The sequence below is a fragment of the Gordonia sp. LMA167 genome (assembly GCF_058130025.1).
In genome coordinates, this window is record NZ_CM176708.1 from 5,409,002 (window position 1) to 5,428,851 (window position 19,850).

17 protein-coding genes are annotated in these 19,850 nt (G+C 66.8%); 12 read left to right on the forward strand and 5 right to left on the reverse strand.

Annotated elements, in window-relative coordinates; genetic code table 11:
• Positions 1–71: 71 nt before the first annotated feature.
• Positions 72–1,280 carry a Gfo/Idh/MocA family protein gene (locus ACVT6V_RS24630; protein WP_489896707.1) on the reverse strand — a complete coding sequence of 403 codons (1,209 nt, stop codon included), beginning with the start codon at positions 1,278–1,280 and terminating at the stop codon, positions 72–74.
• A gap of 188 nt (positions 1,281–1,468) precedes the next feature.
• Here ACVT6V_RS24630 and iolC point away from each other — a divergent pair, with 188 nt between their 5' ends.
• From iolC to ACVT6V_RS24660, 6 genes are all read left to right on the forward strand, one after another.
• Positions 1,469–2,455, forward strand: coding sequence for a 5-dehydro-2-deoxygluconokinase (gene iolC / locus ACVT6V_RS24635; protein ID WP_489896708.1), 987 nt, complete (start codon positions 1,469–1,471; stop codon positions 2,453–2,455).
• The gene (locus ACVT6V_RS24640; RefSeq protein ID WP_489896709.1) at positions 2,448–3,389 is read left to right on the forward strand and encodes a Cgl0159 family (beta/alpha)8-fold protein; all 942 of its coding nucleotides are present in this window, start codon (positions 2,448–2,450) and stop codon (positions 3,387–3,389) included. The genes iolC and ACVT6V_RS24640 overlap by 8 nt, the downstream gene beginning before the upstream one ends.
• Positions 3,390–3,401: 12 nt before the next feature.
• Positions 3,402–4,277 (forward strand): 5-deoxy-glucuronate isomerase, encoded by an 876-nt coding sequence (gene iolB, locus ACVT6V_RS24645; RefSeq protein WP_489896710.1) that lies wholly within the window; start codon positions 3,402–3,404, stop codon positions 4,275–4,277.
• 239 nt (positions 4,278–4,516) lie between these two features.
• Positions 4,517–6,520 carry a 3D-(3,5/4)-trihydroxycyclohexane-1,2-dione acylhydrolase (decyclizing) gene (iolD, locus tag ACVT6V_RS24650; RefSeq protein WP_489896711.1) on the forward strand — a complete coding sequence of 668 codons (2,004 nt, stop codon included), beginning with the start codon at positions 4,517–4,519 and terminating at the stop codon, positions 6,518–6,520.
• Positions 6,517–7,578: a Gfo/Idh/MocA family protein gene (locus tag ACVT6V_RS24655; protein ID WP_489896712.1), complete on the forward strand. Its 1,062-nt coding sequence runs from the start codon at positions 6,517–6,519 to the stop codon at positions 7,576–7,578. The genes iolD and ACVT6V_RS24655 overlap by 4 nt, the downstream gene beginning before the upstream one ends.
• A 368-nt stretch (positions 7,579–7,946) precedes the next feature.
• Positions 7,947–9,470 carry a CoA-acylating methylmalonate-semialdehyde dehydrogenase gene (locus tag ACVT6V_RS24660; RefSeq protein ID WP_489896713.1) on the forward strand — a complete coding sequence of 508 codons (1,524 nt, stop codon included), beginning with the start codon at positions 7,947–7,949 and terminating at the stop codon, positions 9,468–9,470.
• Positions 9,471–9,606: 136 nt separating this feature from the next.
• Here ACVT6V_RS24660 and ACVT6V_RS24665 read toward each other — a convergent pair whose 3' ends face one another.
• Together ACVT6V_RS24665 and ACVT6V_RS24670 are read right to left on the reverse strand one after the other, a co-directional pair.
• Complete coding sequence (locus tag ACVT6V_RS24665; RefSeq protein ID WP_489896714.1) at positions 9,607–9,792, reverse strand: hypothetical protein; 186 nt, start codon at positions 9,790–9,792, stop codon at positions 9,607–9,609.
• Positions 9,793–9,820: 28 nt separating this feature from the next.
• A complete protein-coding gene (locus tag ACVT6V_RS24670) occupies positions 9,821–10,837 on the reverse strand; it encodes a Gfo/Idh/MocA family protein (RefSeq protein WP_489896715.1) in 1,017 nt (338 codons plus the stop codon).
• A 195-nt stretch (positions 10,838–11,032) separates the two neighbouring features.
• Between ACVT6V_RS24670 and ACVT6V_RS24675 the strand changes: the two genes are divergently transcribed.
• Positions 11,033–12,490 carry a sugar porter family MFS transporter gene (locus tag ACVT6V_RS24675; protein WP_489896716.1) on the forward strand — a complete coding sequence of 486 codons (1,458 nt, stop codon included), beginning with the start codon at positions 11,033–11,035 and terminating at the stop codon, positions 12,488–12,490.
• 29 nt (positions 12,491–12,519) lie between these two features.
• Here the strand turns inward: ACVT6V_RS24675 and ACVT6V_RS24680 are convergent, their stop codons facing one another.
• Positions 12,520–13,509, reverse strand: coding sequence for a LacI family DNA-binding transcriptional regulator (locus tag ACVT6V_RS24680; protein ID WP_489896717.1), 990 nt, complete (start codon positions 13,507–13,509; stop codon positions 12,520–12,522).
• Positions 13,510–13,611: 102 nt separating this feature from the next.
• On the opposite strand from ACVT6V_RS24680, the gene ACVT6V_RS24685 reads away from it, so the two are divergent.
• On the forward strand, positions 13,612–14,679 hold the full coding sequence (locus tag ACVT6V_RS24685) for a Gfo/Idh/MocA family oxidoreductase (RefSeq protein ID WP_489896718.1): 1,068 nt from the start codon (positions 13,612–13,614) through the stop codon (positions 14,677–14,679).
• Entirely contained in the window at positions 14,679–15,452 is a 774-nt protein-coding gene (locus tag ACVT6V_RS24690) for a TIM barrel protein (RefSeq protein ID WP_489896719.1), read from the forward strand. Before ACVT6V_RS24685 ends, ACVT6V_RS24690 begins: the two co-directional genes overlap by 1 nt.
• Before the next feature lie 251 nt (positions 15,453–15,703).
• Here ACVT6V_RS24690 and ACVT6V_RS24695 read toward each other — a convergent pair whose 3' ends face one another.
• Positions 15,704–16,591, reverse strand: coding sequence for a LysR substrate-binding domain-containing protein (locus tag ACVT6V_RS24695; protein WP_489896720.1), 888 nt, complete (start codon positions 16,589–16,591; stop codon positions 15,704–15,706).
• A 92-nt stretch (positions 16,592–16,683) separates the two neighbouring features.
• On the opposite strand from ACVT6V_RS24695, the gene ACVT6V_RS24700 reads away from it, so the two are divergent.
• Genes ACVT6V_RS24700 through fabG form a run of 3 tightly spaced genes read left to right on the forward strand, consistent with a single transcriptional unit; the run spans position 16,684 to position 19,843 of the window.
• Positions 16,684–17,862, forward strand: coding sequence for an acyl-CoA dehydrogenase family protein (locus ACVT6V_RS24700; protein ID WP_489896721.1), 1,179 nt, complete (start codon positions 16,684–16,686; stop codon positions 17,860–17,862).
• A complete protein-coding gene (locus tag ACVT6V_RS24705) occupies positions 17,859–19,073 on the forward strand; it encodes a CaiB/BaiF CoA transferase family protein (protein WP_489896722.1) in 1,215 nt (404 codons plus the stop codon). The genes ACVT6V_RS24700 and ACVT6V_RS24705 overlap by 4 nt, the downstream gene beginning before the upstream one ends.
• Before the next feature lie 41 nt (positions 19,074–19,114).
• Positions 19,115–19,843, forward strand: coding sequence for a 3-oxoacyl-ACP reductase FabG (gene fabG, locus ACVT6V_RS24710; RefSeq protein ID WP_489896723.1), 729 nt, complete (start codon positions 19,115–19,117; stop codon positions 19,841–19,843).
• The last annotated feature ends 7 nt before the right edge of the window (positions 19,844–19,850 follow it).

The window sequence follows — 19,850 nt, forward strand, 5'->3', positions numbered from 1 at the left end:
CAGGGCCAGGGCGTACGGGAAGTCCGCGGGGCCCGGCGTCGCCCCCCGTCGCCGTCTCGCCAAGCCGCCGATCACCTCATCGACGCCGGTGATATCCAGGAAGCCTCTCGCACCGATGTCGTCATCGCGTCCAGCACCTCGGCGCTGCGCACCGCGTCGTCGATCGTGGCGCCGCCGGCCTCGCCGGCGATCGACCCACAGAAGTGTGCCGCCTCGATCACCTTGAGATCGTCGTAGCTCATCGGATTCGCCGCGCCCGGCTGGAAGGCCGCATAGTCACCGCTTCCTGGGCCGACGAATCGCGTCGCGACCGGCATGTCCTGGAAGTTGTCACCCCGACCGACCTCGAGCTCACCCATCCGCCGATAGTCCCACCGGACGACACCGGCCGTGCCGTGGATCTCGAAACCGTACGAGTTCTGCGCCCCGACCGACACCCGGCTGGCCTCCAGCACACAGCGGGCCCCCGACGCCATGCGCATCTGCGCGGACACGTAGTCCTCGTTCTCGACCGGCCCACGTTCGCCGCCGGAGGCGAGCTGATGACCGGAGGTGGCCCCGGTCGGTTTCGGCCGATCCGCGACGAAGATCGCGGTGTCGGCGACCAGGGAGTCGATGTCGCCGAGCAGGAACCACACCAGATCAGCACCGTGTGAGGCGAGATCGCCCAGCACCCCGTTGCCGCCGCGATCCCGCTGGAAACGCCAGCTCAGCGCACCGTCCGGATGAGCCGCATAGTCGCTGAACAGGCGGAACCGGGCGTGGGTGATCTCACCGATCTCGCCTGCGGCGATGAGCTCGCGGGCCGCGGCGACGGCGGGCACGTTGCGATAGTTGAATCCGACGGCGGTGGCCACCCCGGCGTCACGTGCCGCCGCGGCGACCGCACGGGCGTCAGCGGCGGTCAAACCGACCGGCTTCTCGATCCACAGGTGCTTGCCCGCGGCGGCGACCGCGACCCCGATCTCGCGATGCAGGAAGTTCGGCGCCGTCACGCTGACCGCACCGATGGTCGGATCCGCGACGACCTCGCGCCAGTCGGCGACGGTCGACGGAACGTCGAACTGGGCGGCGGCCTCGGCAGCGCGGTCGGTGACCTCGTCGGCGATGACCATCAGTCGCGGCACCGGCCTGATGTGCGGATAGTGGTGACGCAGGCGCGCATAGGCCTGCGCGTGCGCGCGACCCATCCAACCGAAACCGATGATGCCCACCGGCAGGACGACGCCGGCCTTCTCGTGTGTGTCGAAGCCGGCGGCAGTAGCGGTGTCCGCTGTCATCTGAGAGTCCTTTCAACGAGGGCCTATGACCCCTGTGATCCGTGACACTCACTATGCCAGGTAAGAATGTCAGGACAAAGTCTTGACTTTGGGATGTGAACTGACGCACAGTGGATGCCAGTGGATACGAAGGCCCGACGTCAGACCGCAGGGCCCCCACCTGTCCAACCACCAGCAGGGAGCAGTACGTGACCGCACAACACGAGACACCCACATTCGATGTGCTGGCCATCGGCCGCAGCGGTGTCGACATCTACCCACAACAGATCGGTGTCGGCCTCGAAGAGGTCACCAGCTTCGGCAAGTTCCTCGGCGGCAGCGCGGCGAACGTGACGGTGGCGGCGGCCCGGCTGGGACATACCAGCGCGCTGATCTCCGGCGTTGGCGACGACCCGTTCGGCCGGTACGTTCGCGGCGAGCTCGAGCGTCTCGGCGTCGACAACCGTTATGTGGGCATCGACGACGTGTACGCCACCCCGGTGACCTTCTGCGAGATCTTCCCGCCGGACGACTTCCCGCTCTATTTCTATCGGAAGCCGACCGCCCCGGATCTGCAGATCGAGGTCGCCGACGTCGACGTCACGGCAGTGCACGATGCCCGGCTGTATTGGTCGACTGTCACCGGACTGTCCGAGGAGCCGTCGCGCAGCGCGCACTTCGCCGCGTGGGAAGCTCGCGGTCGGCAGTCGCTGACGGTTCTGGACCTCGACTACCGCCCGATGTTCTGGTCCACCCCCGAAGCCGCCACCGAGCAGGTCCGGCGCGCCCTCGCCCATGTCACCGTCGCGGTGGGCAACAAGGAGGAGTGCGAGATCGCGGTCGGTGAGACCGACCCGCATGCGGCGGCCGACGCACTGCTCGACCTCGGCGTCGAACTGGCCATCGTCAAGCAGGGCCCGCGCGGCGTGCTCGGCAAGACCCGCTCGGAGACCGTCGAGGTCGCGCCGATCCCGGTGGATGTCGTCAACGGCCTCGGCGCCGGCGACAGCTTCGGCGGAAGCCTGTGCCACGGACTGCTCGAGGGCTGGCCGCTGGAGAAGATCCTCCGCCACGCCAATGCGGCGGGTTCGATCGTCGCCGGTCGACTCGAATGCTCGACCGCCATGCCCACCGCCGACGAGGTCTCCGCACTCGCCGAATCCGCCACGAACGCACAGGAGAAGATCAATGTCTGAGGTCGCCACGAAGGCGGGCCGTTCGGGAACGACCATCGGTCCCAACGGCATCACCGCACCGACCTGCACGACCTACGCCGACGTCACCGCTGTGCGCGCCACCCACCCGGGGGCGATCGCCGAGGCCTGGGCGCGACGCCGCCGCCGCTCGACCGTCACCGGCACCGACCGGCTCATGATCGTCGCCGCCGACCATCCGGCGCGTGGCGCGCTGGCGGTCGGATCGAACCCCACCGCGATGAACAGCCGCTCCGATCTGCTGGATCGGTTGCGCACCGCGCTGGCCAACCCCGGCGTCGACGGTGTGCTCGCGACCTCCGACATCCTCGACGACCTGCTGCTGCTCGGCGCGCTCGAGGACAAGGTGGTGTTCTCGTCGATGAACCGCGGCGGGCTCGCCGGCGCATCGTTCGAACTCGATGACCGGATGACCGCCGCCACCGCGAAGTGGACGATCGACTCGGGCCTCAACGGCGCCAAGATGCTGTGCCGTGTCGATCTCGCCGATCCCGGAACGCTGAACATGATGACCGCATGTGCCGCGGCCGTCGACGAACTCGCCGCCGGCCGGTCGATCGCGATGCTGGAACCGTTCCTGTCCTCGCGGGTCGACGGCAAGGTCCGCAACGACCTGAGCGCCGACGCCGTCATCAAGTCGATGCACATCGTCCAGGGCCTCGGTTCGACCTCGGCCTACACCTGGCTGAAGCTGCCGGTGGTCGACGAGATGGAGCGCGTCATGGACGCCACCACCCTCCCGACGCTGTTGCTGGGCGGTGACCCGCAGACCGCCCCCGACGAGACCTTCGCGAGTTGGGAACGTGCCCTGCGTATTCCGTCGGTGCGCGGCCTCATCGTGGGACGGACGCTGCTCTATCCGGGCGACGACGATGTGGCCACCGCGGTCGACACCGCGGTGAACCTGGTGAGCTGAGAGGAGACAGAGGTGAACTCGAAGTACTACATACCCGCCGGCTCGGGTACCGCGCCCCTGACGGTGGACGTCACACCCGAATCGGCCGGCTGGACCGAGTCGTCGCTGTTCGTCGTCGAACTCGGTGCCGGTGAGTCGATCACCCGCGACTCGGGCGACGACGAGATCATCGTCGTACCGTTGTCCGGGTCGGCCACGGTGTTCTCCGGTGGGCTGTCCTTCCGCCTCGAAGGTCGCGCAAGCGTTTTCGACGGGCCGAGCGACTTCGCCTACGTCGGTCGCGATTCGGAGTTCACCGTCAGCAGCGAGGCCGGCGGGCGGTTCGCCCTGTGCGGCGCCCGCGCGAAGAAACGGTTGCCGTTCCGCTATGTCCCGGCGGCCGACGTCGCCGTCGAACTGCGCGGAGCCGGGAACTGCAGCCGCCAGGTACACAACTTCGGCACCGCCGACGCGTTCGAGGCCGATTCGATCATCGCCTGTGAGGTCATCACCCCTGGCGGGAACTGGTCGAGCTACCCGTCACACAAGCACGACGAGAACTCCGAGGTGGAGTCGCAGCTCGAGGAGGTCTACTACTTCGAGATCGATCAGGGAGCCGATGGCTCACCGGGATTCGGCTATCACCGGGTCTACGGCACCCCCGAACGTCCGATCGAGGTGCTCGAGGAGGTGCGCAGCGGTGACGTCGTCCTGGTGCCGCACGGATACCACGGCCCGTCCATCGCCGCGCCCGGTTACCACATGTACTACCTGAACGTGATGGCCGGCCCCGGCGACGAACGCGCCTGGAAGATCTGCGACGACCCCGCCCACACCTGGCTGCGCGGCAGCTGGGAACACCAGGAAGTCGATCCGCGACTTCCGCTGCACGAGAAGCAGTCCCGCTGATGGATCTCGATACGCCACTCGCAAGCTCGCGGCTACTCGATCAGCGGGAGCACACTCCAGCCCCCATGCCGGCCGAGGGCGCTCCCCCGCTGATCGAGTAGCCCGAGGCTCTCCTCCCGCTGATCGAGTAGCCCGAGGCGCTCCTCCGCTGATCGAGTAGCCCGAGGCGCCAGCCGAGGGCGTATCGAGATCCCGCACCCACCCCGAACACCCACCCCACCGACCAGAAAGAAGCCATCGTGGCACCGATCAATTCCGGACGCGCCGGCGGCGTCACCGGCGTCCGCACCCCCCACGGTGAACCGACCGTCCGTCTCACCGTCGCCCAGGCGACCGTGCGTTTCCTCGCCAACCAGTATGTCGAGCGTGACGGGGAACGGTCCAAGTTCTTCGCCGGCTGCTTCGGCATCTTCGGACACGGCAATGTCGCCGGCCTCGGTCAGGCGTTGTTGCAGAACGAGATCGACGATGTGAACAGTGGCCGCGAGCTGTCACTGAAGTACGTGCTCGGCCGCAACGAGCAGGCCATGGTGCACTCCGCCGTCGGCTACGCCCGCATGAAGGACCGGCTGCAGGCGTGGGCCGTGACCGCCTCGGTCGGGCCCGGCGCGACCAACATGCTGACCGGAGCCGCCCTCGCGACGATCAACCGGTTGCCCGTGCTACTGCTGCCGGCCGACACCTTCGCCACTCGCGCCACCTCCCCGGTGCTGCAGGAACTCGAGCTCCCGTCATCCGGCGACGTCACCGTGAACGACGCGTTCAAACCGGTGTCCCGCTACTTCGATCGGGTCTGGCGCCCCGAGCAGTTGCCCGGCGCCCTGCTCGGCGCGATGCGCGTCCTCACCGACCCGGTCGAGACCGGCGCCGCCACCGTCGCCATCCCCCAGGATGTGCAGGCCGAGGCCTTCGACTTCCCGGAATCGTTGTTCGCCGAACGCACCTGGCATGTCGCCCGCCCGCTGCCGGAGCGCCGCGTCGTCGCCGAGGCCGCCGAGATCATCGCCTCGGCCAAGCGACCGCTGATCGTCGCCGGCGGTGGCGTGATCTACAGCCACGCCACCGACGCACTCGCCCGCTTCTGTGAACGCACCGGAATCCCGGTCGGCCAGAGTCAGGCCGGTAAGGGCTCACTGCCCTACGATCATCCGCAGTCCGTCGGCGCCATCGGCTCGACCGGCACCACCGCCGCCAACGCGTTGGCCGCCGACGCGGACGTGGTGATCGGCATCGGTACCCGCTACAGCGACTTCACCACCGCATCGCGTACCGCCTTCACCGGCGAGGACGTCCGGTTCGTGAACATCAATGTGGCATCCCTGGATTCGGTCAAGCACAGCGGCTACAGCGTGGTCGCCGATGCCCGCGAATCCATCGAGGCACTCGACGAGCTGCTCTCCGAGTACTCGGTCGATCCCACCTACCGCGAGCGTGTCGGAGTGCTCGCACAGGAGTGGGACGACATCGTCGAACAGGCCTACTCCCCGACCTCGGTCGGCACCAACATCGCCACCGGCGACGAGGCGCTGACCCAGGGTGCGGTCATCGGGCTGGTCAACGAGACCTCCGATCCACGCGATGTCGTCGTCTGCGCGGCCGGTTCCATGCCTGGTGACCTGCACAAGCTCTGGCGCACCCGCGATTCGAAGGGCTATCACGTCGAATACGGCTACTCGTGCATGGGCTACGAGGTCGCCGGCGGTCTCGGCGTCAAGATGGCCTGCCCCGACCGCGACGTCTTCGTCATGGTCGGTGACGGTTCGTACCTCATGATGGCGACCGAACTGGTGACCGCGGTTCAGGAGAACCTCAAGGTCATCGTGATCCTGGTGCAGAATCACGGCTTCGCGTCGATCGGTTCGCTGTCGGAATCGCTCGGTTCACAGCGATTCGGCACCAACTACCGCTACCGCGGCGAGAACGGTCGACTCGAGGGCGCCACGCTGCCGATCGACCTCGCGGCCAACGCGGCGTCACTCGGCGCCGACGTCATCCGGGCCGGCACCGCAGCCGAGTTCACCGACGCGATCAAGGCCGCGAAGGCCGCCGAGCGCACCACGGTCATCCACGTGGAGACCGACCCGCTGATCGGAGCACCTGACAGCGAATCCTGGTGGGACGTACCGGTGTCGGAGACCTCCACACTGGAGTCCACACAGCAGGCGTACGACGTCTACGAACAATGGAAGGCCGTGCAGCGGCCGTACCTCAACCCGACCGAGAACAACGGAGGAGACCAATGACCACGGATCTGCGCATCGCCGTCCTCGGCGTCGGCATGATGGGCGCCGACCACGTCGCCCGCATCACCGAGCGCACCAAGGGCGCCACCGTGACGGTGCTCAACGACTACTTCCCGGAGAAGGCCGAGGAACTCGCCGCCACCATTCCGGGTTGCCGGGTGATCAACGATCCGCTCGACGCGATCGCCGATCCGGACGTCGACGCGGTCATTCTCGCCACCCCGGGTCCCACGCATGAGAAGCAACTGCTCGCGTGTCTCGAGGCCGGCAAACCGGTGATGTGCGAGAAGCCGCTGACCACCGACGTCGCCACCTCGCTCGAGGTCGTCAAGCGTGAAGCCGAGCTGGGCCGCAAGCTCATCCAGGTCGGTTTCATGCGTCGCTTCGATCACGAGTACGAGCAGCTCAAGGGACTCATCGACGATGGCACGTTCGGCGAGCCACTGCTGGCGCACTTCGTTCATCGTAATCCGGCGGTACCGCCGAGCTTCGACAGTTCGATGATCGTCAAGGACTCCCTGGTCCACGAGGTCGACGCGACGCGGTTCTTCTTCGACGAGGAGATCACCTCGGTGCAGATCATCGCGCCGGGTGCCAACCCGAATGCCCCGCAGGGCCTGAAGGATCCGCAGATCGCGATCTTCACCACCGAATCGGGTCGCCACGTGGATGTCGAGTGCTTCGTCACCACCGGCGTCGCCTACGAGGTGCGCACCGAACTCGTCGGCGAACTCGGCTCGGCGTTCATCGGTCTCGATCAGGGTCTGATCCGCAAGCAGCGCAACCCCGTTCAGGCCGACACCGGGGACGGACGCAAGGTCGCCGGGATCTGGGGCGGTGACATCACGCCGTCCTTCGTCGAGCGGTTCGGTGTCGCCTATGACGTCGAGATCCAGCGCTGGGTCAACGCGGTTCGACGCGGCGACAACGTCGACGGTCCGGGAGCCTGGGATGGCTACGCCGCCGCAGCTGTCTGCGCGGCCGGCGTGAAGGCCCTCGAGACCGGCCAACCGCAGACCGTCGAGATGGTCTCGCGCACTTCGATTCCGGGAGCCTGAGAAGCTATCCCAAGTCGAAGAATTCCGCGGCCCCCTGGTCGAGTAGTTCCGAGCCGCCCCAACCGCTGGTCGAGTAGATCCGAGCCGCCCCAACCGCTGGTCGAGTAGATCCGAGCCGCCAGGCGAGGAACGAATCGAGACCACCCGCAGGAGGTCTCGATACGCCACTCACTCCGTTCGCGACTACTCGACCAACAGAAAACAACCACCAGTCGAGTAAACGCAACCCCCACCCCCGCCCCAACCGCTGGTCGAGTAGATCCGAGCCGCCAGGCGAAGAACGAATCGAGACCACCCCCACCAGGTCTCGATACGCCACTCACTCCGTTCGCGGCTACTCGACCAGCGAGTGAACACAGGAGAACACAATGTCCACAACCACCATCACCCACTGGGTCAACAACAAGGCCTACCCCGGCACCAGCAGCAAGACCGCGCCGGTCACCAACCCCGCTACCGGCAAGGTCACCGGCGAGGTGTCGTTGGCCAACCTCGAGGACGCCCGCGCAGTCATCGACGCCGCCACCGCCGCATTCCCCGCGTGGCGCGACACCAGCCTGGCCAAGCGCAGCGCGGTGCTGTTCAAGTTCCGCGAGCTGCTCAACGAGCGCAAGGGCGAGCTGGCCGAGATCATCACCGCAGAGCACGGCAAGGTCGTCTCCGACGCCCTCGGCGAGGTCTCGCGCGGCCAGGAGGTCGTCGAGTTCGCTTGCGGTATACCGCATCTGCTCAAAGGTGGGTTCACCGAGAACGCCTCGACCAAGGTCGACGTCTTCTCGATCCGCCAGCCGCTGGGCCCGGTCGGCATCATCAGCCCGTTCAACTTCCCCGCCATGGTGCCGATGTGGTTCTTCCCCATCGCCATCGCTGCCGGCAACACCGTCGTCCTCAAGCCGTCCGAGAAGGACCCCACAGCCTCGCTGTGGCTGGCCGAGCTGTGGAAGGAAGCCGGTCTTCCCGAAGGCGTGTTCAACGTCCTGCAGGGCGACAAGCTCGCCGTCGACGAGCTGCTGGAGAACAAGGCCATCAAGTCGATCAGCTTCGTCGGCTCCACCCCGATCGCCCAGTACGTTTACGCCACCGGCACCGCCAACGGCAAGCGCGTCCAGGCCCTCGGCGGCGCGAAGAACCACGCCATCGTGCTCCCGGATGCCGATCTCGACCTGGCCGCCGACGCCATGGTCAACGCAGGCTTCGGTTCCGCCGGTGAGCGCTGCATGGCGATCTCGGCGTGTGTCGCGGTCGGTTCGGTTGCCGACGAGCTCGTTGCGAAGATCGCCGAGCGCGCCAAGACGATCAAGACCGGCGACGGCACCAAGAACTCCGACATGGGACCGCTGGTCACCAAGGCCCACCGCGACAAGGTCAAGTCCTACGTCGACGCCGGCGAGAAGGATGGTGCCACCCTGGTGCTCGACGGTCGTGGTGTGGAGGTAGATGGTGGCGGGGCGAGCGAAGCGACGGGTGATTACACGGACGGGTTCTGGCTCGGACCCACCCTGATCGACAACGTCACCACCGACATGAGCGTCTACACGGACGAGATCTTCGGACCCGTCCTCTCCGTCGTTCGCGTCGACACCTATGACGAGGCCCTGGAGTTGATCAACTCCAACCCGTACGGCAACGGCACCGCCATCTTCACCAACGACGGTGGCGCCGCCCGACGCTTCCAGAACGAGGTCGAGGTCGGCATGGTGGGCATCAACGTCCCCATCCCGGTTCCCATGGCCTACTACAGCTTCGGCGGCTGGAAGAACTCGCTGTTCGGCGACACGCACGCCCACGGCACCGAAGGAGTCAACTTCTTCACGCGCGGCAAGGCCATCACCAGCCGGTGGCTCGACCCGTCACATGGCGGCCTGAACCTGGGCTTCCCCCAGAACGCCTGAGTCCGGACGCACGAACACGCATTACTCCCACTTACACGTGATGCTTCGCGTGTGAGTGGGAGTTTCGCGTGTGTCTCGCTCGGTGCATCCTCGAGCACGGCGAGCCGGGCGACATGCGAGGGCCTGTTCGCCCCGGTCAGCTCAAACCATACGAACCGAATTTCGGTTCCTCCTCGGGGATGCTGCCCCGAGCCCTCCACTCCGCACGCAGTCGGTCGATGGTGCGACGTTCGCGTTGATTGATCGTGGCCATGACGGCGATCATCACCAAGAGAAACACGAGTACACCGCCGAACCAGGTGGCGATGTCGGCTGCCGTCATGGTGACGAAGACTACTCGCTGCGTGCCCTCACGGCGCGACGGTCGCTCCCGTCTCGGCACTGCGTCGCGCTGCGTCGAGCACCTCGAGGACCGCGACACCTTCGCGGGCCGGGACCGGCTGCGGCGCATCGTGGTCCACCGCTTCGGCGAACTGCCGGTAGAACTCGTCGTAGCGCCCCTGCGCCGACGGCACGGTCTCGACCCCTTTCGCGGTGTGCAGCAACCCGAGCCGGTCAGAACGCTCATAGCCCCACGAGTCCGGATCGTCGGCCGGACGCAGGCCCTGTTTGATCTGATCGGTCTGCACGTCGGTACCGTCGCTGACGTAGGTCCCGTCGGAACCGTAGATGCGCCACTGCCGAGCGGACACATGATTGATCTTGCTGGCGCTGACCGTCGAGAACACTCCGCTCGTGTGCGTCATGGATACGACGAACCCGCAGTCGGTGCGCCCTTCGACCTGATCGACCCAGTCGAGATGCGCGGACACCGCCGCGACCGGCCCGAACAACCTGAGCACCTGATCGACGAGATGTGCCCCCAGATCGCGCAACAGCCCGCCACTCGGCCCGGCCTCGAGGGTTCCCGGCTCGTTCAGGTCGAACCGTGACTCGCAGCGCCAGATGTCGCCGATCCTCGGTAGCACCTCCGTGATCGTCGCGAAGTCGGTGTCCCACCGTCGGTTGTGGAACACGCTGAGCAGCACACCCGCCGATTCGGCCGCCTCGACCAGATCGCGCCCCGCCGCCGCGGTTGGGGCGAACGGTTTGTCGGCGATCACGTGGACACCGCGGTTCACCGCCTCCAGCACCAGCTCGCGGCGAGTGTCCGGTGGCGTCGTGATCGTCACCGCATCCACGCCCGCATCCAGCAGCTCACCGAGCGAATCGAAGGTCGCCACGTCGCCGAGGTCCGCCGCCACCTCGCTGCGGCGCCCGGGATTGCGCGTGACGACACCGGCGAGCTCGATCCCGCGCACCGCCCGGATGTACGGAGCGTGGAACAGACGACCACCGACGCCGTAACCGACCAGACCGAGTCGCATGAGATTCTCCCTGTTTGTAATGACATATATGATTTGCCGATCGTGCAGATCAGCGCCCTATCGCAGCGACGAGCTGTGCAATCCCTAATGCGCAGCCTTGACAGATTGTCAGGACATTATGACACTATCGGAGATAACAGCCCGTGACCACCATCACTCACACGAGCACGATGTAACCCGACACCAGGAGTTGCCATGTCAACTGCCGAGAGTTCGCAACTGACCCCAGAACGGGTCGCGCTACCGCCCCTCGGGACGGGCCCCTTCCGTCGACGCCTTCACGCGGTGGCGCTGATCGCAACGCTCGGCGGCCTGCTCTTCGGCTACGACACCGGCGTCATCAACGGCGCGCTCGAACCGATGAAGACCGACCTCGGGCTGACCGCGTTCACCGAGGGCGTGGTGACCAGTTCACTGCTGTTCGCCGCTGCATTCGGCGCCATGATCGGTGGACGGCTCTCCGACACGTGGGGTCGACGCAAATCCATCGTCCTGCTTGCCGTCTTCTTCCTGATCGGCGCGATCACGTGCGTCTTCGCACCGGGCTTCGGCGTGATGGTCCTCGGTCGCGTCGTGTTGGGCCTCGCCGTCGGCGCGGCGTCGACTGTCGTACCGGTCTACCTCGCCGAGCTCGCGCCGTACGAGATCCGCGGATCACTCGCCGGCCGCAACGAGGTCATGATCGTCGTCGGCCAGCTCGCCGCCTTCGTCGTCAACGCGATCATCGGCAACGTCTGGGGTGAGCACGAAGGCGTCTGGCGCATCATGCTGGCCGTCGCCGCACTGCCCGCGGTGTGCCTCATGGTCGGCATGCTGCGTGTACCGGAATCACCGCGTTGGCTGATCTCGCAGGGACGGCGCGACGAGGCCCTGGAGGTCCTGTCCACCATCCGGACCCGGCAACGCGCGCAGGCGGAGGTCGACATGATCACCGAGATCTCCGAGATGGAGAAGACCCGTGTCCACGGCAGCTGGTCGGCGTTGCGCGACAGCAGGTGGGTTCGTCGCATCATCCTCGTCGGCATCGGTCTGGGCGTCGCACAACAGCTCACCGGCATCAACTCGATCATGTACTACGGCCAGTCGGTGCTGAAGGAGGCCGGCTTCGACTCCAACGCCGCCCTGATCGCCAACATCGCGCCCGGCGTCATCGCGGTCGTCGGATCCATCACGGCACTCTGGCTGGCCCAGCACATGAACCGGCGCACCACACTGTTGATCGGTTACAGCCTGACCACCGTGTGCCATTTCCTCATCGGCATCGCGTCGGTTCTGCTTCCTGTCGGTAATCCGCTGCGACCGTACGTGATCCTCATCCTGGTCGTCTTGTTCGTCGGCTCAATGCAGACCTTCCTCAACGTCGCCACCTGGGTGCTGCTCTCGGAGATCTTCCCGTTGCAGATCCGCGGACTCGCGATCGGCATCTCGGTGTTCTGCCTGTGGATGGCGAATGCCTTCCTGGGCCTGTTCTTCCCCACGCTCGTCGACGCGATCGGCATCACCGGGACGTTCTTCATGTTCGGTGTGATCGGCCTGTTCGCACTCGTCTTCGTCTACACCCAGGCACCGGAGACCCGCGGCCGCACCCTCGAGGAGGTCGAAGACGACGTGACGACCGGAGCGATCTACACGCACCACCTGCGCGCGAAGTAGCGCACCGAACGTTGGCGAGCGTCCGGCCCCTACCGGCGCGCGGTGGTACTCCGCACGACGAGCCGCGGCCCTCGCACGACCGCCGGCGGCTCGCCCCCCTCGATCATCGCCAGCGCCCCGCGGACCGCGTCGGTGGCCATCTCCTGCGCGTCCTGCGACACCGTGGTCAGTGGCACCCGGAGCCGTGCCGCGACACGAGCGTCGTCGTAACCCATCACCGAGATGTCCTCGGGCACGCGGAGGCCCGCGCCTATGATCGAGTCGATCACGCCGATGGCGCAGTCGTCGTTGAAGGCGAGGACGGCAGTGGGCGGCCGTCCGGTGAGTACCTCGCTCATGGCGCGCGCTCCGTCGATCTGCCCGAGCCCGCCGCGGACCACCCTGCCATCGAATCCGTGCCGTGCCATCGCCTCGCGGAAGCCGTCACGTCGCTCGGCGGCACCGGGGGCGTCGGCCCCGTCGATGTGAACGATCTGCTCGTGCCCGAGACCGACGAGGTGCTCGACGCCGAGGCCGATACCTGCCGTGTCATCACTGCGGACATATCCGACCCCGGGAGCCTCGACGGATCGCGCGACGACGACGACCGGCAATCGGGTGGCCACCGTCGCGAACTCGGCGTCGGCGAGCCGCGGGCCGAGCAGAATCGCCGCCTCACAGCGCTCGCGCAGCACGGTGTCCAACGCCCGCGACTCCGACCGACTCGGCGCGACGGCACTGATCACCACTTCGTAGTCGGCCTCGTCGGCCGCCGCGTAGATCGCCTCGACCAGGTCCCCGTGGAACGGCTCGCGTAACTCGAAGGTGACACCGAGCAGCCGCGACGACGCCTGCCGCAACTTCCGTGCCCGCTGGTCGGGGACGTAACCCATCTCGTCGGCGATCCGCAGCACCCGTTCGCGGGTCTCCTCACTCGCGCCCGGAACACCCCGCATGACGATCGACACCAGGGCCTTCGACACTCCTGCCGCGCGCGCGACATCGATGAGCGTCGTGCGCCCGCCCGCCTTCTCGGCCATCCCAGTCCCCTTGACCCGTTGTGAGCTGTCGCACTACTCTAGCCTAGAACGTTCTACTAGAACGTTCTAGTCGCCCTTACACCACCTGATCGGACTCTCCACATGACGACATCGCGCTCCGTCGCCGCGGCCACGGCGGCCGCCCACGTTCCATCGGCACCCGTACGGATCGCCACGATCGGCGCCGGCCGCATCGGCAGCAACCACACCGAACTCGTGGCGCGGCACGTCCCCGATGCGGTGGTGGCCGCTGTCGCCGATCCGGTCGACGGCGCTGCCGAACGCCTGGCCGACACTGTCGGAGCCGGCTTCGCCACCACCGACATCGACGACGTGCTCGCGTCTCCCGACGTCGACGCTGTCCTGATCACGGCCCCCGCGCGAAGCCACAGTGATCTGGTCTGCCGCGCGGCCTCCGCGGGCAAACATGTCTTCTGCGAGAAGCCGATGGCCGTGACCCTCGACGAGGCCGACCGGGCCATCGCCGAAGCCGACGCGGCGGGCATTGTTCTGCAGGTCGGCTTCAACCGGCGGTTCGCACCGGGATTCGCCGCCGCCCGTCGCGCCGTCGACGACGGCCGAGTCGGAACGCCGCAACTACTGCGGTCGCTGACCCGCGATCCCGGCCCCTGGCAGGTCGATCCGGCCCGTGTCCCCCAGTGGACGATCTTCCTCGAAACCTTGATCCACGATTTCGACACGCTCTGCTTCCTCAACCCCGGCGCGCGACCGGTGGCGGTGCACGCCTTCGCCGACGCCCTGATCCGGCCGGATGCCCGGGATTCCGGCCATCTGGACACGGCCGTCGTGACGATCACCTTCGACAACGGCGCGATCGCCACCGCCGAGGCCAGCTTCTCCGCGCTCTACGGGTACGACGTCCGCGGTGAGGTCTTCGGGTCGGCAGGCATGGCCACCGCCGGCGATGGACGTACCACCGACATGACCTTCTACGGCGCCGGCGGCGTCGAGATCGACACGGCCCGACGCGACACCGTCCTGCTGCACAGCGCTTATGTCGGCGAACTGACGGCGTTCGTCGACGCGGTCCGCGACGGCACGCCCGCCGTCGTCGGTGGCGCCGATGCCCGCACCGCGCTGCAGATCGCGCTGGCCGCAATCCGCAGCGTCGAGACCGGCACCACCGTTTCGATCGACGAGGTGCGCTGATGAGCTACCGACTCGCCGCCAGCGCCGAGATGCTTTACCTCGATCGCCCTTTCATCGATCGAGTCCGAGCCATCCACGAGCGCGGACTGTCCGTCGAGATCTGGGACTGGTCGACCAAGGACATCGATGGCCTCGTCGACACCGGCGCCGACTTCGTGTCGATGACCGGTTATCTCCGCGGGAATCTCACCGACGAGGACGGCATCGCGGAGTTCCTCACGACAGCCGAGGAGTCGTTGAAAGTGGCTGCGCGGCTGAATTGTCCGAGCCTCAACGTGCACGGCACCGGCCTCGGTCCCGAAGGCCTGCCGGACAAGCCCGTCGAGGTGGTCACCCCGACGATGTGGTTGACTGCCGCCGACACGCTGACGCGCCTCGCGGAGCTCGGTGAGCGACACGGGCGGGTGTTCACCCTGGAGAACCTCAACCTCGCCGTCGACCACCCCGGCACGCCGTTCGCCACCGCCGCCGACACCATGGCGCTGGTCCGAGCCGTCGACTCCCCGCACCTGCGGATGAACCTGGACCTTTACCACGCGCAGATCGGCGAGGGGAACCTGATCGAACTCTGCCGCGCCGCACTGCCGTTCGTCGGTGAGATCCAGGTCGCCGACGTTCCCGGGAGATGCGAGCCGGGCACCGGCGAGATCAACTATCCCGCGATCGCCAAGGTACTCGGGGAGATCGGCTACGACGGGGTCATCGGCCTCGAAGGATGGGCCAGCTCGGATCCGGACGCCGCGCTGGACGCGTTCACGGCGGCGTTCGGCTGAGGGCGAGTTCATGACCGCTCGGGTGTCGGGACCGGGGACGGCCGTTGGGGACCCTCGAACGAACCCGACTCGATGCAGCTGTCGAATTGGCCGGGCGCAAGCTCGCCGTCGGCCCGACTGTCAAAGCGCTCGAATCGGTGGGCGGCAGCAAGTCCGAGTCCGCCGAGTAATCAGGCGGACGACGCTGTACCGGCGACTGCGGCAGTTCGGCCTCGACGAAGGCGAACTGCTCGCTGCAGGTTCCGGTGGCGTCAGTCGCCCAGCGACAGCAGCGCATCCAGCACGGCGCGCAGCGCGGGGCTGCTGTCGTCACGTCGCCACGCAGCACGCAGGTCGACGTCGGGGGCCTCGTCGGTCAACGGAATGAAAACCACATGCGGATCGTCGGCATTGTGCGCCACCGACCGCAAGGTGAGATGACAACCGACCTCGGCACTCACCAACGCCAGGGCCGTCAGGGTATCGGGGGCCACCTGCACCACGTCGGCGACAAAGCCACTGTCATGGGCCAGCCGGCGCAGGCGATCGGGCAGCACGGCACCTTCGTGTGGTGGTAGCGACACAAAGCTGTCGCCCTGAAGCCGGTCGAGGCTGATCGAGTGCAATCCGGCGAGCGGATGGGTGTCCGGTAACGCCACGACCAGCGAATCGGTCACGACGACCTTCGTCGAAACGTCGGGCGGGACGACGTCCCAGCGACCCAATGCGAGGTCGGTCTGCCCCTGAACGAGTTTCGTCATCGCCGGCTGCGCGAAATTCTGACTGGAGAGCACGAGCTGGATTCCAGGCCGTTCTGATCGCACCACGCGGGCAAGCCGGGCGACCAGCTGGTGTGTCGAGATGCCGGCGAACGCGATCCGAACGAGACCGACCTCACCCTCCTGCGCAGACCTGACAGCCGCTTCCGCACGGCGCAGCGCCGACAGCACCTCACGAGCGGGCTCCAGCAGGGCATGACCGGCCGCCGTCAGCTGCACCGACCGGGTGTTGCGGTCGAAGAGCCGAGTTCCCAGCTCCCTTTCCAACTGTTTGATCGTCCGGCTCAGCGGCGGCTGCGCCATATGCAGCCGCTGCGCTGCGCGACCGAAGTGCAGCTCCTCGGCGACCGCCAGGAAGGCCCGGATATCATTGAGGTCCATCGCCGTGTCGTCGACCTTTCATACCAGGAGGGTATTACACATCAATCAACTAAGTATTGGACTGATCATAATCGATCTCGGATAGTTGATGCATGGTCACCCAGAACCCCGACGTCCCGGACGATGTCTTCACCGACGTCCTCAAGCAGATCAACCATTTCGTCCGTACTCGGGTCGTGCCGCGCGAGCTCGAGATCCTGGCAAACGACGCCATCCCCGACGACCTCCGCCGCGATGCAGCCGAGATGGGCCTGTTCGGCTACGCCATTCCGCAGGAGTGGGGAGGCCTGGGCCTCGACCTCATGCAGGACGTCGAGGTCGCGATGGAACTCGGCTACACATCGCTGAGTCTGCGGTCGATGTTCGGCACCAACAACGGCATCGCCGGCCAGGTGCTCGTCGGGTTCGGCACCGACGAACAGAAGGCGACGTGGTTGCCGGGCATCGCGGCCGGCGAGATCGTGGCCAGTTTCGCGTTGACCGAGCCGGGCGCCGGATCGAATCCGGCGGGGCTGCGCACGACGGCCACCGCCGACGGCGATGGCTGGCTCATCAGCGGCAGCAAGCGGTTCATCACCAACGCGCCGGACGCGGGACTGTTCGTCGTATTCGCGCGGACCGATCCGAAACCGGAGAGCGGCAACGGGATCGGCGTGTTCCTGGTACCCGCCGACACCTCCGGCGTCGAGGTCGGGGTCAAGGACGCGAAGATGGGCCAGGAGGGCTCCCACACCGCGGACGTGACGTTCAACGGTGTAAGGGTGGGGCCCGAGGCCCTCGTCGGCGGCGATGTCGCCGTCGGGTATCGCGCGGCCATGACCATCCTGGCCCGCGGGCGGGTGCATATCGCGGCGCTGTCGGTGGGACAGGCGCAACGGGCGCTCGACGAATCCGTGGCCTACGCCGCCACGTCCACCCAGGGCGGCACGCCGATCGGCGACTTCCAACTCGTGCAGGCGATGATCGCCGACATGCAAACCGGGGTGATGGCCGGACGTGCCCTCGTCCGCGACGCCGCTCGTGCGTGGGTCGAAGACACCGACCGCCGCATCGCCCCCTCGGCCGCGAAGTTGTTCTGCACCGAAATGGTCGGCAAGGTCGCCGATCTCGCGGTTCAGGTGCATGGTGGTACCGGCTACATGCGGGAGGTCCCGGTGGAACGTATCTATCGGGACGTGCGCCTGCTCCGACTCTACGAAGGCACCAGCGAGATTCAGCGCCTGATCATCGGCGGCGGACTGATCCGCGCCGAGAGCAAGAAGTCGTCATGATCGCTCCGCTGGACGGCTATACCGTGGTGGCGATCGAACAGGCCGTCGCCGCACCACTGGCCACCCGGAACCTCGCCGATCTCGGCGCGCGGGTGATCAAGGTCGAACGGGTCGACGGCGGCGACCTCGCCCGCGGCTACGACCACGTCGTCGAGGGGACCGGAGCACATTTCGTGTGGCTCAACCGTGGCAAACAGTCGCTGGCTGTCGATCTGAAAGCACCTGCGGGACTGTCAATCGTGCGGAACCTGATCGATCAGGCCGACGTGTTCCTGCAGAACCTGGCGCCCGGTGCCGCAGCCCGGCTGGGCCTGGGAGCAGAAGAATTGCGGCGCGATCATCCCGAGTTGGTCACCGTCGATCTGTCCGGTTACGGAATCGGTGGTCCGCTCGAACAGCGCAAGGCCTATGACATGCTCATCCAGGCGGAGTCCGGGCTGATCTCGATCACCGGAACGCCCGACGATCCCGTCAAGACCGGCATCCCCACCGCCGACATAGCATCCGGAATGTACTGCGCACAAGCGGTTCTCGCAGCACTGCTACGGCGGTCCCGCACCGGTGAGGGAGCAGCGATCGAGGTGTCGATGCTGGAGTCGACGATCGAGTGGATGGGGCACGCCATGTACACCCAGATGTACGGAGGCACCCAGCCGCCCCGGATGGGTGTCAGTCACATCTCCATCGCCCCGTACGACTCGTTCCCCACCAGCGACGGGCAGATCCTGATCGGTGTGCAGAACGATCGCGGCTGGCGCACGTTGGTGACCAGCGTCCTCGACGTCCCCGAACTCGCCGACGACCCACGGTTCGTCACCAACGTCGCCCGCGTGCGCAATCGCGCCGCCTGCGACGAGTCGGTCGCCAGGGCAACGATGTGCTGGAGCACAAGCGAATTGGATGCCCGGCTCGCCGCCGCCGGCGTGCCGGCCGCACAGGTCAAGCAGGTCGCCGACATGGTCGATCATCCACAGTTGGCCGCTCGCAATCGGTGGCGCACCGTGGACACGGAGAGCGCCACGGCACGAGCCCTTCTCCCTCCGGCGACGTTCGCCGACTTCGAGGCCCCGATGGGCCCGGTGCCCGCCCTGGGCGAACACACCGTGACACTGCTCGGAGAGTCCGGCCTGGACGACGCGGCCGTCACGGCCGCGATCGAGTCCGGCGTCATCCACCAGGCAACAACCACCTCGCCCACACTCGCACGCTGAAGATACTGCACCGCAGCATATTTCCGGAAGGAACCATCCTCATGCTCCATGGAAAGACCGCCATCATCACCGGAGGCGCCCAGGGCATCGGCCTGGCCATCGCCCGGACATTCGCCGACAACGGCGCCCAGATCGTCATCGGTGATCTGGGCGAAGCACAGGCCAAACAAGCCGCCGCGGGCCTGCCCACCGACGCCATCGGCGTCGGTTGCAATGTCGGCGACGCCGACGATGTCACGGGGCTCATCCGAGCCGCCGTCGACGCATTCGGTTCGCTCGACATCATGGTGAACAACGCAGGCATCACCCGCGACGCGACGATGCGCAAGATGACCGAAGACGATTTCGACGCCGTCATCACCGTCCATCTCAAGGGCACGTGGAACGGAACCCGCCTGGCCGCCGCCCACATGCGCCAGCACGGGGGTGGATCGATCCTCAACATGTCATCGATATCGGGCAAAGTGGGCTTCATCGGCCAGACGAACTACTCGGCAGCGAAGGCCGGCATCGTCGGCCTGACCAAGGCGGCCGCCAAGGAAGTTGCCCACCTTGGCGTGCGGGTCAACGCCATCCAACCCGGCCTCATCCGGACGGCGATGACCGAGGCCATGCCGCAGAAGGCGTGGGATCAGAAGATGGGCGAGATTCCCATGCAGCGTGCCGGTGAGCCCGATGAGATCGCCTCGGTTGCTCTGTTTTACGCCTCGGACATGTCGTCGTATATGACGGGGACTGTCGCCGAGGTGACGGGTGGACGGTACATGTGAGATCGCA

Excerpts from the sequence above, each read along its gene's own strand:
- ACVT6V_RS24630 (WP_489896707.1), bottom strand. The coding sequence starts at position 1,280 with ATGACAGCGGACACCGCTACTGCCGCCGGCTTCGACACACACGAGAAG.
- ACVT6V_RS24640 (WP_489896709.1), top strand. The coding sequence starts at position 2,448 with ATGTCTGAGGTCGCCACGAAGGCGGGCCGTTCGGGAACGACCATCGGT.
- ACVT6V_RS24655 (WP_489896712.1), top strand. The coding sequence starts at position 6,517 with ATGACCACGGATCTGCGCATCGCCGTCCTCGGCGTCGGCATGATGGGC.
- ACVT6V_RS24660 (WP_489896713.1), top strand. The coding sequence starts at position 7,947 with ATGTCCACAACCACCATCACCCACTGGGTCAACAACAAGGCCTACCCC.
- ACVT6V_RS24665 (WP_489896714.1), bottom strand. The coding sequence starts at position 9,792 with ATGACGGCAGCCGACATCGCCACCTGGTTCGGCGGTGTACTCGTGTTT.
- ACVT6V_RS24670 (WP_489896715.1), bottom strand. The coding sequence starts at position 10,837 with ATGCGACTCGGTCTGGTCGGTTACGGCGTCGGTGGTCGTCTGTTCCAC.
- ACVT6V_RS24675 (WP_489896716.1), top strand. The coding sequence starts at position 11,033 with ATGTCAACTGCCGAGAGTTCGCAACTGACCCCAGAACGGGTCGCGCTA.
- ACVT6V_RS24680 (WP_489896717.1), bottom strand. The coding sequence starts at position 13,509 with ATGGCCGAGAAGGCGGGCGGGCGCACGACGCTCATCGATGTCGCGCGC.
- ACVT6V_RS24685 (WP_489896718.1), top strand. The coding sequence starts at position 13,612 with ATGACGACATCGCGCTCCGTCGCCGCGGCCACGGCGGCCGCCCACGTT.
- ACVT6V_RS24690 (WP_489896719.1), top strand. The coding sequence starts at position 14,679 with ATGAGCTACCGACTCGCCGCCAGCGCCGAGATGCTTTACCTCGATCGC.
- ACVT6V_RS24695 (WP_489896720.1), bottom strand. The coding sequence starts at position 16,591 with ATGGACCTCAATGATATCCGGGCCTTCCTGGCGGTCGCCGAGGAGCTG.
- ACVT6V_RS24700 (WP_489896721.1), top strand. The coding sequence starts at position 16,684 with ATGGTCACCCAGAACCCCGACGTCCCGGACGATGTCTTCACCGACGTC.
- ACVT6V_RS24705 (WP_489896722.1), top strand. The coding sequence starts at position 17,859 with ATGATCGCTCCGCTGGACGGCTATACCGTGGTGGCGATCGAACAGGCC.
- fabG (WP_489896723.1), top strand. The coding sequence starts at position 19,115 with ATGCTCCATGGAAAGACCGCCATCATCACCGGAGGCGCCCAGGGCATC.